Origin of the sequence: Teichococcus coralli (assembly GCF_009829925.1) — a bacterium.
GTDB classification, from domain to species: domain Bacteria; phylum Pseudomonadota; class Alphaproteobacteria; order Acetobacterales; family Acetobacteraceae; genus Pseudoroseomonas; species Pseudoroseomonas coralli.
In genome coordinates this window covers 1-12,614 of sequence record NZ_SNVJ01000040.1, presented here as the reverse complement: position 1 = coordinate 12,614, position 12,614 = coordinate 1, and the positions used below count along the sequence as shown (strand labels likewise).

Here is a 12,614-nt window from a genome sequence, read left to right as displayed (position 1 = left end):
CCTCCTACACCACGCCCGGGGGCACGACCGCAGCCCAACCCCACGACCGCTCGTCGTCTGTGCTGCAGCAGGCCTTGAACAACGTTCTTTCTTGATAACGTTTTTGGTCTCATCCGGCCTACCCACTGCTTAGAATGCCTTTATTCCAGCTCGATCATGGAGTGAAGAGCTGGCCACAAGAATGCAACGTACGGGAACGGGAGTGCCATGGAAGGCGTGAACCTGACCCCTGCTGAGGCTGGCGGGCGGTGCTGGCGCGGCTTCGAGCAGGGCCGCTGGCAGCGAGCGATCGACGTGCGCGACTTCATCCTCCGCAACGTCACCCCCTACTCCGGTGACGAGGCGTTCCTGGCCGGCCCGACCCCCCGCACCGAGGAGGTCTGGGCGAAGCTGCAGCCCTATTTCCAGGAAGAGCAGCGCAAGGGTGTGCTGGACGTGGACGCGGCGACACCCTCCACCGTCCTTGCCCACGCACCAGGCTACATCGACCGCGACAACGAGGTGATCGTCGGCTTGCAGACAGACAAGCCCTTCCGCCGTGCCATCTTCCCAGCCGGTGGCCTGCGGATGGTCGAGTCCGGCCTACAGGCGGCTGGCTTCGAGGCCGACCCCGCGGTGCATGAGGCCTTCACCAAATACCGCAAGACACACAACGACGGTGTCTTCGACGCCTACACGCCCGAAATCCTGCGCTGCCGCAAGTCCGGAATCATCACCGGCCTGCCCGACGCCTACGGACGTGGCCGCATTATCGGCGACTACCGCCGCGTGGCACTCTACGGCACCGACCGGCTGCTCGCTGCAAAGCGCGAAGAGCGGGCGCAACTCGACGATATGTGGCCGACGGAGGAGGTGATCCGCAGCCGGGAGGAAATGGCCGAGCAAATGCGGGCGTTGGTCGACCTGACCGAGATGGGCAAGCGCTACGGCTGCGACATCAGCCGTCCAGCCGAGACGGCGCGCGAGGCGGTGCAGTGGACCTACCTCGCCTATCTCGGCGCCATCAAGGAGGCGAATGGTGCGGCCATGTCCATCGGCCGCATCTCCAGCTTCCTTGACATCTACATCGAGCGGGATCTGCGCGAGGGCACGCTGGACGAGGCAGGAGCCCAGGAGCTGATCGACCAGCTCGTGCAGAAGCTGCGCATTGTCCGCTTCCTGCGCACCCCGGACTACGACTCGCTGTTCAGCGGTGATCCTTACTGGGCGACCGAATGCGTCGGCGGCATGGACCTCGACGGGCACCCGCTGGTCAGCCGCACGAGCTACCGCATGCTTCACACCCTGACCAATCTCGACGCGGCGCCCGAGCCGAACATTACCGTGCTCTGGTCGAAGAACCTGCCGGAGGCCTTCAAGCGCTACTGCATCCGGATGAGCTTCGAGACCTCGTCCATCCAGTACGAGAACGATGACCTGATGCGGCCCTACTGGGGCGACGACTACGGGATCGCCTGCTGCGTCTCGGCGATGCGGCTCGGCAAGCAGATGCAGTTCTTCGGGGCGCGCGCCAACCTTGCCAAGGCGCTGCTCTACGCAATCAATGGGGGCCGGGACGAGGTCAGCGGGGAGCAGATCGCGCCGGCGACCGCTCCGGTGACGGCCGACGGGCTCGACTACGACGAGGTCATGGCGAAGTTCGACGCGACCATGGAGTGGCTCGCGCGCACTTACGTGCACGCCATGGACTGCATCCACTACATGCACGATAAGTACTTCTACGAACGCCTGGAGATGGCGCTGCACGACCGCGACATCCTGCGCACCATGGCCTTCGGCATCGCCGGCCTCTCAGTCGTCGCCGACAGCCTGTCCGCCATGAAGTACGCCAAGGTGCACGTGATCCGGGACGAGGCGGGCCTGGCGGTCGACTACCGTATCGAAGGCGACTTCCCGAAATTCGGCAATGCCGATTCGCGGGTGGACGCCATCGCGGCCGATATTGTCTCACGTTACATGCAGAAGATCCGTAAGCACCCCACCTATCGCGGTGCCGTGCACACGCAATCGGTGCTGACGATCACCTCGAACGTCGTCTACGGCAAGGCGACCGGAAACACGCCCGATGGCCGTCGTAAGGGCGAGCCCTTTGCGCCGGGCGCCAACCCCATGCATGGTCGAGACAGCCACGGCTGGCTAGCCTCGTGCATCTCCCTTGCGCGGCTGCCCTACGCCGACGCCCAGGACGGCATCAGCTACACCGTCTCGGTCGCTCCCGGCATGGCACGGCGTGACGCCGAGGCCGCTGTCGGCAATGCAGTTAAGGCCTTCGATATGTACTTCGGCCAGGGCGGCTTCCACATGAACCTCAACGTTCTCTCGCGGGAGACGCTCGAGGACGCGATGGAGCATCCCGAGAAATATCCGCAGCTCACCATCCGGGTCTCGGGCTATGCGGTGAACTTCGTGCGACTGACGCGCGACCAGCAACTCGACGTCATCCGCCGTACCTTCCACGCTTCCTACTGAGGAGGCCGCTATGCTGGAAGTCCCCATGGGGGAGGTCGGGAGCCGCTACGACCTCCGCGCCGGTCGCTCACCCGATGCCCCGGAAACCGAGGGTTACGAGGGTGCCGAGACGACTTACGGCTGGGTGCACTCCTTCGAAACCGGCTCGACGGTGGACGGCCCGGGCGTGCGGCTCATGCTCTTCATGTCCGGCTGCTTCCTCCGCTGTCAGTACTGCCACAATCCGGACACCTGGCACATCAAGGACGGCACCCGGATCGACCTGACGCATGCGATCCGCCGGCTTGGTGACTTCGCGCCGGCGCTGCGGGCGATGGGCGGTGGCCTCACCATCTCGGGTGGTGAGCCGCTTGTGCAGATGGGCTTTACTCGCCGCCTCTTTGCCGCGGCGAAAGAGATGGGACTGCACACGGCACTCGACACCTCAGGCTTCCTCGGCCACCGTGCGGATGACGACTACCTGCGGAACGTCGATCTGGTGCTGCTCGACATCAAGAGCGGCGACCCCGCCACATACCGCAGGGTAACCGGAGCGGAGCTGAAGCCGACGCTGCGCTTCGCCGAACGGCTGAACGCCATCTGCGGCTGCGCTTGCGTGAGCTGGAGTCCGAACTCGGCCGGCTAGCGACGCTGGACGACATCCCCGATGCGGAGTTCGATCTGTGGGCCAGGCAAGGCTTCGACTGGATCTATGCGCTGGGCGCCTGGAGCACCGGCGAGGCGGGGCGGGCCATTTCGCGGACACGACCCGAGTGGCGCCATGCCTTCGAGGGTCTCCTGCCGGACCTCCAGGAGCGCGACATCTGCGGCTCCGGCTTTGCGATCACCGCCTACGTCGTGCCTCCCGCGATCGGTGGTGATGCCGCGCTGCTGCGCATGCGGCGGAGGCTGCACGCCCGTGGCCTGCGGCTGATGCTGGATTTCGTTCCGAACCACACGGCGCTGGACCACCCCTGGGTCGCGGAACGGCCAGAGCTGTTCCTGCGCGGCAGTGAGACCCTTTTGGGTCGCGAGCCGGAGAACTATCGGAGGGTGAGCACTGCGCGGGGCACCATGGTGCTGGCGCATGGGCGCGACCTGTACTTCCCGGCCTGGCCCGACACGCTCCAGCTCGACCACGGCAATTTCGCGACGCAGGAGGCCATGCGGGGGGAACTGCTCACCGCCGCTGCGCTGTGCGACGGGCTGCGCTGTGACATGGCCATGCTGGTCCTTTCCGAGATCTTCGAGCGAAGCTGGGGTCGTGCGGCGGCACCGTTCTGGCCCGGGGCGATCTGCGCGGTCCGCGAGCGGAACCCAGGCTTCGTCTTCAGGGCCGAAGTTTACTGGGGCCTGGAAGCGGTGATGCTCCAGCAAGGCTTCGATTACTCCTACGACAAGACACTCTATGACCGGCTCCTGGCCGGTGACGCGCACGGCGTGCACGACCACCTCCGGGCCGACGCCACATGGCAGTCGCATCTCGTCCGCTTCCTAGAAAATCACGACATGCCGCGGGTGGCAGAGATTATGTCCTGGGACGCGCACCAGGCCGCCGCGGTCGTGACCTTCGCCTCGCCCGGGCTCCGCTTCTTCCACCAGGGGCAGCTCGAAGGGCGCCGCAAGGCCGTGCCGATTCACCTCGACCGGAGACCTGCCGAGGCCAGCGATCCCGTCATTGCCGCCTTCTACGGACAGCTACTGGCGGTGCTGCGGCGCCCGGCTCTGCGCGACGGCACTTGGCGGCTGCTCGAGCCCGCGCCGGCCTGGGAAGGCAATCCGACGCATGACGGGTTCATCGCCGGCCTGTGGACCGGTCCCAGTGGCGAGCGCCTCCTGGTGGCGGTCAATCTGCAGTCCCACCAGGGGCAATGCCGGATCACCCTGCCGCTGCCCGACTTGGCCGGACGCCCGGTGGAAGTGGCCGATCTCCTTGGCCCCGCGCGCTATCGCCATACCGGGGATGAGCTCGTCGGCCATGGCCTCTATCTCGATCTGGCGGCCTATGGCTACCATCTCTTCGCCATCGAGGTTGCGCCCTGATCCGTCCCGCCGGGCGGGGGCGCAGCCGCCTTGAGGGCAGGGCCGCGCGACCCCCGGGGGAGCAGCCGGCGCGAGGGCTGCCACCCCGCGCCGCCTCAGCCCGCCTTGGCGGACGGCTCCGGCTCGTTCAGCAGGACGGCCATCGGGCCCTTGGGCGTCATGTCGATCTTCGCCCCGACTGCTTCGGCCGCCTTTCGCAACACCGCTTCCGCCATGCTGCGGTCCTTCGGCTGCGAGAAGATGGCCGTCAGCCCTCGCACGGCCGCTTCCCGGTCCGCCCGCAGCAGCAGCGCCTGCCTGCGGGCGACCTCCCGCATCTCGGCGGGCGAGGCCTGGTGGTGCTTGGGAAGCTGTTGGCGCACCGCCTGGAGCGCGCGATAGCTGCGCTCGTCGATGGCGCCGCCCTCGTTCAGCAGCAGGAGCAGGATGCGCACGATGCCGTCGCGCAGGCTGCCTTTGTCGGCGCTGGCGAGCAGATCCTTCGCCTCGCGACGCGCCAGCTCGCGCCGGACCGGATCGGCCCCGAGCGGCTGCGGATCTGGCGCGCTGGCCAGCCCCGCTGCGGCACGCGCGAGAGGCGAGGCGTAGATGGCATTGAAGGTCAGCTCCGCCATCCGATCGCGCAGCTCCGCGGCGGCTTCCCACCCACGCTCGACGGCCGCCGCCATGTCTCGCTCGAACACGCGGTAGGGGTTGTCGTCGGCGCAGGGCCGTCGCGCCGCCTTGACCGCCGGGGCCGCACTGGCGAAGGGAAGGAGCGCCGGGTTCAGGTCTGAAAGCGCCCAGCGCTGGGCGCGCAGCGGATGGAAGCGGCGGGAGAGCTCGGCGGCCGGCTCGCTTGCGAGGCTCTGCACCACCGGCGCCATCAACTCGTCGTAGAGGCCCGCATTCACCTCGGAGACGCGCCGCACCACCTCGAAGGGTCGCTCGCCCGAACGGTCGCCGCAGAGTTCGGTGATGTCGGTGATGCTCCGCCGCTCGAAGCGCGTGACGTAGCGGTCCGGAACGAGCTGCGCGCCCCGCATCTCCGGCCGCTTGTCCTCGATCAGCATCTCGTAGAGTCCGGGAGGCAGCGCCTCGATCAGGTCGAGCAGCTCGACGAAGCCGGCGTGTTCCTTCCGCGCGACCGAGCCCGACACGAAGATGCCGAGATGGCCGACCTTCGGGTGCACGCTGTAGACGATGGTCTGGCCCTGCGCGAGCAGGTCGTCGTCCGAGGCATAGATGTCCAGGATCCAGTTCAGCGCCTGTTGCGGCGGCGTGATGTCATCGCCCCAGGAGCAGAGCACGCAGATCGGCGAGCGGATCTGCCGCAGGTCGAGGCGCAGCTTGCCGTCGGCGGAGGCGATCTCGCCGCGCGCGAGCTGGTTGCCGACAAAGAGCTGGTCGACGATTGCGGTGATCTCCTCCCGGTTCATCAGGAAGTAGCCGCCCCACCAGCGCTCGAACTCCAGGAATCGCGGCGGCTCCGTGTCCGCCTTGTCCAGAAGGCTGTAGTATTTCGACCACCAGGTGTTGCCGGGGTTCATCGCCTCGAAGTTCAGTACCAGGTTGGCGCCATCGAAACGTCCGTGCCCGAGGTCGCTGGCGAGGTAGGCAAGCCAGCTTCCGCCGAGCAGCCCGCCGCTGTAGCGCATCGGGTTCAGCCCCGGCGCGCCGGCCCAGTAGGACAGCGGCGAGCCGGCGAGCAGCAGCGGGCCGGGCAGGTCCGGGCGCAGCGCCGCCAGCCCCATGATGGCCCAGCCGGCCTGGCAGTTGCCGATGATGCAGGGGGCGCTCGTCGCTTCTGGGTGGCGCTGCCGCACCAGTTCGAGGAAGCGGGCCTCGGCCAGCGCCACGTCGAGCAGGCGCTGGCCCGGGACGGGGTCCGGGAGGAAGGTGATGAAATAGACCGGGTGCCCCACCTTGAGGGCGTTGCCGATCTCACTGTCCTCCTTGAAGCCGCCGATGCCCGGGCCATGGCCGGCGCGCGGATCGACCACCACGAAGGGGCGCTTCGCCTCATCGGTGGGGAGATCATCCGGGCGTGGCAGGATGCGCAGAAGGGCGTAGTTCGCCGGATGCTCCAGGGTTCGGCCATCGAGCAGAAGCTCGTGCCCGAACTTCAGGAGCGGAGGCTTCCCCGCCGCATTGTGCTGCAGATACTCGTTGCCGCGCTGCCGCATCGTGTCCCAGAAAAGGATGCTGCGCTGCGTCACATCCACGGCATAGTCGAGGTAATCAGCGAGTGTCGGTGTCCGCGGCATCGGTCATAGCTCCTCCGAATGCTTCCACTGGATGAAGAATCCCACGTCGCCGGGCATCCCGCCCGGCCAGTCCAGGATCTGCACACGGAGCTGGAAGCCCCGCGGCTCCAGCTCGCGTTCGTAATAGTCATAGGCACGTTTGGCGAAGCCATCGAGATGCGCATGCCAGTTCGATTCATGGTTGGTGATGGAGCGTCCCTGGTCCGGCAGCCAGTCCGAGGGGAAGCGGAAGAGCAGGGCCTCCTTGTCTCCCGCCTCGATCGCCTTCCAGACAACTGCCGCCACACGCTCGATCGCCTCGGGCTGTACTTCGCGCTCCATGAAGGCGGCGCGGAGCTTGTCGCGCTCGGCCTTCATCTTCGCCTCGTAGAGCCGGCGTTCCTCCTCCTTCTCCTGCCGCTTGCGCCCGAGCAAGTTCCGGATTGATTCCGCGCTGAAGTCGCTCGCCGCCGTGTCCGTCATGGTGCTTCTCCTCGCCGCGTTATGGCCGCGCCGCTAGGCCAGAATGTGGAAGCCGCCATCGATGTAGAGCGTCTCGCCCGTCATCGCCGCCGCATAAGGGCTGGCCAGGAAGGCGCAGGCCGCGCCGACCTCTTCGATGGTTACCAGCCGCCGCGTGGGCGCGCTGACGACGACCCGCTCCATCAGCTCGTCAAAATCCCGGATGCCGGAAGCAGCGCGGGTGGCAAGCGGGCCAGGGCTGACCGCATGGACCCGGATGCCCTTCGGCCCAAGCTCGACCGCCAGATACCGCACCGCGGATTCCAGTGCCGCCTTCACCGGCCCCATGATGCCGTAGTTCTCGACCACCTCGTTGGCGCCGAGATAGCTCATGGTGATGATCGTTCCGCCCTCGCGCATCAACGGCTCCGCACGGCGCGCGAGGTCGAGGAGCGACCAGCAGGATACCTCCATGGCCGCCAGGAAGCCGTCACGCGGACAATCGATGACGCGGCCCTGCAGGGCCTCGCGCGGGGCGAAGGCGATGGAGTGCACAAGGATATCGAGCTTGCCCCAGTGGTTGGAAATGGCCTCGAAGAGGGCATCTACCTGGGTGCTGTCGCGCACCTCCAGCGGCATGAAGACCGGCGCCTCCAGCTGCCGCGCCAGCGGCTCGACATGCAGGCGCGCCTTCTCGTTCAGATAGGTGAGCGCAAGCTCCGCGCCGACGCGCCGCATGGCCTGCGCACAGCCCCAGGCGATTGAGCGGTCGTTGGCGACGCCAACCACCAGTGCCTTGCGCCCGGTCAGAACGGGGGGCAGGCGGCGCTCGTCAGAGCTCTCGGACATGCCGGGCCTCGTCAGGTGGCGACGAGCGCGCGCGTGTGGCGCGCGATCATCAGGTTCTCGTCGGTGGGGAGAACATAGGCTGCGGCCCGGCTGCCGGGCCGCGAGATGCGCGGGCCATGCACGGCATTGGCCTCGGAATCGAGCTCGACGCCCAGCCAGCGGCACGCCTCGCAGACCGCGGCGCGGACGGGGGCCGCGTTTTCCCCCACGCCCGCGGTGAAGACCAGGCCGTCCAGCCCGCCCAGGGCGGCGGCGAGGGAGCCGACGCTGCGCGCCACCCGATAGACGAAGACCTCCAGGGCGAAGCGGGCGCGGGGCTCGGGGCTGGCGAGCAGGTCACGGAAGTCGGAGGAGAGGCCGGACAGGCCAAGCATGCCGGAGCGGCGGTAGAGCAGGTCCTGGATCTCCGCCGGAGACATGCCGCGCTCCAGCAGAAAGAGTACGACGGCCGGGTCCAGCTCGCCGCAACGCGTTCCCATGGGAAGGCCCTCGAGCGCCGAGAAGCCCATGGTCGTCGCGACGCTCCGCCCGCCCTGCAGCGCGCAGAGCGAGGCGCCATTGCCGAGATGTGCGACGATGACCCGACCCGCGGCGATGTCGGGCGCGAGTTCCGGCAGGCGCCCGGCGATGTACTCGTAGGACAGGCCATGGAAGCCGTAGCGCCGGAGCCCGCGCTCGGTCATCGCGTAGGGAAGCGCGAAGGCCTGGGCCACCTCCGGCATGGATCGGTGGAAGGCGGTGTCGAAGCAGGCCACCTGCGGAAGCTGCGGCATGCGCTCAAGCACCGCCCGGATGGGCGCCAAGTTGTGCGGCTGGTGCAGGGGAGCCAGCGACTCAAAAACGGTGAGCTGCTCAAGCAGGGCCGGGGTCACGCGCTCGGGCCGGGCATGCTGCGGCCCGCCATGCACGACGCGATGGCCAAGCGCCGAGACCGTGCGGCCGCCCAACCGGTCGCGCAGCCAGGGCAGCAGCATCAGCAGGGCCTCCGCGGGTGTTGCCGGTGGCTGCCGGGTGACGTCCGGGGCAGGGATCGGCTGTCCGGCGGCATCCCTGGCCTTGCTGCCCGGGCGCACGCCGATGCCCTCCACCTGCCCGGAGAGCAGGCACGATTCGGCTTCGTAGATGGCGAATTTGAGCGAGGACGAGCCGGCATTCACCACGCCGAACAGCGACAGGTCGGTGCTCATGCGCCGCTCCCTCTCCGCCGCGCCGTCGCCAGCAGTTGCGCAATGGCGACCGAGGCCAGGCGCGAGGTGACGCTGTCGGCCCGGCTGGTGAGAATGATCGGGACGCGCGCGCCGAGCACGATGCCGGCGCTGTCCGCCCCGGCGAGGTAGCTGAGCTGCTTGGCCAGCATGTTGCCGGCTTCCAGGTTGGGTGCGAGGAGGATGTCGGCCTCCCCGGCCACGGGCGAGCTGATCTTCTTGGTGACGGCGGCGGCGCGGCTGATGGCGTTGTCGAAGGCCAGGGGTCCGTCCAGCACGGCATTGGTGATCTGCCCTCGGTCGGCCATCTTGCATAGGACCGCCGCGTCGAGCGTTCCGGGAATCTTCAGGTTCACCGTCTCGACCGCCGAAAGGATCGCAACCTTCGGCCTCTCGGCGCCCAGCGCGCGCAGCATGTCCACCGCGTTCTGGATGATGTCGGCCTTGGTGGCGAGGTCAGGCGCGATGTTGATGGCGGCATCGGTGACGAAGAGCGGCTTGGGATAGGTGGGGACATCCATGGCGAAGACGTGGCTGATGCGGCGCAGGCCGCGCAGCCCCCCCTCGCGCGCCACCACGGCCGCCATCAGCTCATCGGTATGGAGGCTGCCTTTCATCAGGGCTTCCGCGCGGCCCTCGCGGCACAGGCGCACGGCGCTCACGGCCGCGCTGTGCGGGTCCTCGGCTTCGACAAGCTCGGCACCGTCCAGCGAGGCATCCGTGGCCGCCGCGACGGCCTCGATGGCGGCCCGCGGCCCGACGAGGATCGGGCGCAGGGCGCCGTGCCCCATCGCCTGCAGCGCGCCCAGGAGGCTGTCACGGTCGCAGGGCCATGCCACCGCGGCGATTAACGCCGGAGCCTCGGCACTGCGCGCCATGAGGTGCTCCAGGTGACGATGACGGTGCAGAACGATGTCGGGTCGACCCTCTGGCCGGAAGCTCACCGGATGCGCCGGCAGGCGCAGCGTCGCCGTGCCTTCGGCCAGCCTTCCTCGCTGGCAGGCGACCTCGATCCCGAGTGTCGCCGTGTCATCCGAGGGGCGGGCGGTGACGGTGCCGGAAACCGTAATGCCGTCGCCCACTGCCGGATCGCCGAGAAAGCGCAACTCCTGCGCAAGTACCTCGGAGCCTGGCCCAGGCAGGCGGCGAGCGATGAAGTCCAGGACGAGGCGATGGACAATCAGCGCATATCCGGCATCGGGAAGGTGAGCCTTGTCACCTTCCGGCGCACCGAACAGTGCGGCCACCAAATTGAAGCCTTGTTCCTCTAGCACGTGATCCATGCGGGCATTCAGGCCGACGAAAGCATTGCTCCGTGCGAGGCCGGTCAGCATTTCGGTTGCCACGTCTGATGTGCTCACGACGATCCGGTCTCCATTCGGGCCAGAGCGGCCGCATGATTGCCCCGCGCTGGCGGAGCGGCCGGTACCGCAGGCTCACTGCGCGGGCTGCAATCAGCCTTTCTGCCCCAGGGGGTGGCCAGGCCGGTTCCTGCGGGACTGCAATTCGGCTCCATCGAAAGCGCGGCTGAGCTGATGATCCCCTTCTCGCCGCCCGTGGGGAGAGCATCGCGTTGCCGCTGCGCAGTGGGCAAGGCATGAAGAATGTCAAAAAACACCTGCCGTTCGCGAGGGAGAGCCCAGATCCGATGGCGCAGGCATCATTTGGTTCCGCAGGATCGCTCGAGTTCGCGCGGTGGCTGCGGCGCGGACGTCCAGAGCGAGAGGCGCCGAATTCCGATAGCGCCGGACGGCGACAGGCGCATGGACGCTGGTTAGGCTGGCACGGATTCTCAGCGGCGCGAGGCGTGCCGCCTTGGCGGATCGGGCGATTTGGCCCGATGCTGCCTCCGACTTGGCGAGGGCCACTGGTCACCCTCGGACGGCTCCGCCTCTTGCAGAGGGAGCTCTCATGCGCGCAGCGATCAAGGCCGCCGATGTGGCCGCGCTGGTCCCCGACGGGGCGAGCCTGATGATTGGCGGGTTTCTCGCCGTCGGCTCGCCAGAGCGCATCATCGACGCGCTGGTTGCCCGCGGCGCCCGTGGCGTGACAATCATCGCCAACGACACGGCGCGGCCTGGTCTGGGCATCGGCAAGCTGATCGCGCGCCGCGTGGCACTCGAACTGCACGACTGGACGCTGGTGAACCTGGGCATCGGACTGCCGGACCCTGGTGGCCCGCGATGTGCCGCCCGGCATCAGGGTCGCCTTCCAGAGCGAGAACGGCAACGCGCCGCGTCACGCTGGTCGTCACCGACATGGCGGTGATCGAGCCGGCGGAGGAGGGATCGCTGCTGCGCGAGCGCGCCCCGGGCACAACGGTGGAGCGAATCATCGCCGCCACCGGCGCGGACCTGCGGGTCGCGAGTGAGGTGCCGGAAATGCGCCTGGCACCGATGCCTGCAATGACGGGAGGCGATGCAACGCCCGGCTGACTGACAACAGCGCGGAGGATGCGATGGCGGACGAACAGGCGCAAGTCGGATCAGGAAGCTTGGGCTGGTTGCTCAGGACACCCCGCCCGTCCGCTGCGCCGCCGGCTGCCGCGGGTGCGCCGGCCACCGTGCCGGCAGCGCCGGAGGCGGCCCCCAGCGGCACCGTCACGGTGGTGGAACGCACGATCGTCGTGATGCTGTTCGGAGGGCTGGTCCTCGGTGTCGTCCTCGTGCTGAGGCCGCTCGCGACCGCCTTGCTGTTCGGGGCCATCCTCGCCATCGCCACCTGGCCATTGCGCCGGATGCTGGTCCGCGCCGGCATCGGCCACACGGCCACCGCCGTGCTGATGCTGCTCACATCGCTCCTACTGGTAGGGCTGCCGCTCCTCGCCGCCGCGCCCCGCCTCGCCGCGCGGCTGTCGGAAGCCGGGCTGCGGCTGGAGGCCACGCTTGCAACCCTCTCCGCCGCCCCGCCGGATTGGGTACTCTCCCTGCCGGTGGTGGGAAGTCGCCTGGCACGCGGCTGGCAGGAGCTTGCCGGAAGCGGCGGCGACCTCCGCGCCGCGATGGAACCCTATGCGGAATGGATCCGGCGGATCTTCGTGGCCGCGGCCGGCGCCATGGCCGACAGCGTGCTGCAATTCATTCTGGCCCTGATCGTGGCGGCCATGTTCTGGACCAATGGTGACACGGTGAGCGCCATCCTGCGCGACGTGGTCCGCCGGCTTGGCGGCGCGATGGCAACGGAGGCGCTGGACGCGGCGGGCGGGTCGCTGCGCAGCGTTGCCTATGGCGTGGTCGGCACGGCCCTCATCCAAGGCGTCCTGATGGGCCTTGGCGCGGTCTTGGCCGGCCTGCCGGCGCCGGGGCTGCTCGGCTTTCTGGTCATGCTGCTCGCCATCAGCCAGATCGGTGCGCCGCTAGAGCGGTTTCCGGCCTGACTGAAT

The 12,614-nt window shown here is 68.3% G+C and carries 11 protein-coding genes; 6 read left to right on the top strand and 5 right to left on the bottom strand.

The features are described 5' to 3' along the window. Positions 1-207: 207 nt before the first annotated feature. The 3 genes from pflB to E0493_RS22265 are packed head-to-tail and all read left to right on the top strand — an operon-like array spanning position 208 to position 4,491. Positions 208-2,469 carry a formate C-acetyltransferase gene (gene pflB / locus E0493_RS22275; protein ID WP_160939468.1) on the top strand — a complete coding sequence of 754 codons (2,262 nt, stop codon included), beginning with the start codon at positions 208-210 and terminating at the stop codon, positions 2,467-2,469. Between the two features lie 10 nt (positions 2,470-2,479). Beyond that, positions 2,480-3,094 carry a 4Fe-4S cluster-binding domain-containing protein gene (locus E0493_RS22270; RefSeq protein WP_160939467.1) on the top strand — a complete coding sequence of 205 codons (615 nt, stop codon included), beginning with the start codon at positions 2,480-2,482 and terminating at the stop codon, positions 3,092-3,094. Then, the gene (locus tag E0493_RS22265; RefSeq protein WP_202397283.1) at positions 3,061-4,491 is read left to right on the top strand and encodes an alpha-amylase family glycosyl hydrolase; all 1,431 of its coding nucleotides are present in this window, start codon (positions 3,061-3,063) and stop codon (positions 4,489-4,491) included. The genes E0493_RS22270 and E0493_RS22265 overlap by 34 nt, the downstream gene beginning before the upstream one ends. 95 nt (positions 4,492-4,586) lie before the next feature. Here E0493_RS22265 and E0493_RS22260 read toward each other — a convergent pair whose 3' ends face one another. From E0493_RS22260 to E0493_RS22240, 5 genes are read right to left on the bottom strand one after another with little or no spacing between them, the layout of a single operon-like run. Next, positions 4,587-6,737: a DUF3141 domain-containing protein gene (locus E0493_RS22260; protein WP_160939466.1), complete on the bottom strand. Its 2,151-nt coding sequence runs from the start codon at positions 6,735-6,737 to the stop codon at positions 4,587-4,589. Between the two features lie 3 nt (positions 6,738-6,740). Further along, positions 6,741-7,199 (bottom strand): hypothetical protein, encoded by a 459-nt coding sequence (locus E0493_RS22255; protein ID WP_160939465.1) that lies wholly within the window; start codon positions 7,197-7,199, stop codon positions 6,741-6,743. Positions 7,200-7,232: 33 nt separating this feature from the next. Further along, positions 7,233-8,027 carry an enoyl-ACP reductase FabI gene (gene fabI / locus E0493_RS22250; RefSeq protein ID WP_160939464.1) on the bottom strand — a complete coding sequence of 265 codons (795 nt, stop codon included), beginning with the start codon at positions 8,025-8,027 and terminating at the stop codon, positions 7,233-7,235. An 11-nt stretch (positions 8,028-8,038) separates the two neighbouring features. Then, positions 8,039-9,214 (bottom strand): acetate/propionate family kinase, encoded by a 1,176-nt coding sequence (locus tag E0493_RS22245; protein WP_160939463.1) that lies wholly within the window; start codon positions 9,212-9,214, stop codon positions 8,039-8,041. Next, entirely contained in the window at positions 9,211-10,515 is a 1,305-nt protein-coding gene (locus tag E0493_RS22240) for a bifunctional enoyl-CoA hydratase/phosphate acetyltransferase (RefSeq protein WP_235913976.1), read from the bottom strand. Before E0493_RS22240 ends, E0493_RS22245 begins: the two co-directional genes overlap by 4 nt. Positions 10,516-11,143: 628 nt before the next feature. Between E0493_RS22240 and E0493_RS22235 the strand changes: the two genes are divergently transcribed. The 3 genes from E0493_RS22235 (at position 11,144) to E0493_RS22225 (ending at position 12,608) form a co-directional block, all read left to right on the top strand. Next, positions 11,144-11,500 carry a CoA-transferase gene (locus E0493_RS22235; protein ID WP_160939462.1) on the top strand — a complete coding sequence of 119 codons (357 nt, stop codon included), beginning with the start codon at positions 11,144-11,146 and terminating at the stop codon, positions 11,498-11,500. Next, the gene (locus E0493_RS22230; RefSeq protein WP_160939461.1) at positions 11,491-11,667 is read left to right on the top strand and encodes a hypothetical protein; all 177 of its coding nucleotides are present in this window, start codon (positions 11,491-11,493) and stop codon (positions 11,665-11,667) included. Before E0493_RS22235 ends, E0493_RS22230 begins: the two co-directional genes overlap by 10 nt. Before the next feature lie 128 nt (positions 11,668-11,795). Further along, on the top strand, positions 11,796-12,608 hold the full coding sequence (locus E0493_RS22225; RefSeq protein WP_160939460.1) for an AI-2E family transporter: 813 nt from the start codon (positions 11,796-11,798) through the stop codon (positions 12,606-12,608). The last annotated feature ends 6 nt before the right edge of the window (positions 12,609-12,614 follow it).

Bases quoted from the DNA above. Each gene is read 5' to 3' on its own strand.
- E0493_RS22235 (WP_160939462.1), top strand. From the start codon at position 11,144: ATGCGCGCAGCGATCAAGGCCGCCGATGTGGCCGCGCTGGTCCCCGAC.
- E0493_RS22240 (WP_235913976.1), bottom strand. From the start codon at position 10,515: ATGGATCACGTGCTAGAGGAACAAGGCTTCAATTTGGTGGCCGCACTG.
- fabI (WP_160939464.1), bottom strand. From the start codon at position 8,027: ATGTCCGAGAGCTCTGACGAGCGCCGCCTGCCCCCCGTTCTGACCGGG.
- E0493_RS22230 (WP_160939461.1), top strand. From the start codon at position 11,491: ATGGCGGTGATCGAGCCGGCGGAGGAGGGATCGCTGCTGCGCGAGCGC.
- E0493_RS22270 (WP_160939467.1), top strand. From the start codon at position 2,480: ATGCTGGAAGTCCCCATGGGGGAGGTCGGGAGCCGCTACGACCTCCGC.
- E0493_RS22260 (WP_160939466.1), bottom strand. From the start codon at position 6,737: ATGCCGCGGACACCGACACTCGCTGATTACCTCGACTATGCCGTGGAT.
- pflB (WP_160939468.1), top strand. From the start codon at position 208: ATGGAAGGCGTGAACCTGACCCCTGCTGAGGCTGGCGGGCGGTGCTGG.
- E0493_RS22245 (WP_160939463.1), bottom strand. From the start codon at position 9,214: ATGAGCACCGACCTGTCGCTGTTCGGCGTGGTGAATGCCGGCTCGTCC.
- E0493_RS22255 (WP_160939465.1), bottom strand. From the start codon at position 7,199: ATGACGGACACGGCGGCGAGCGACTTCAGCGCGGAATCAATCCGGAAC.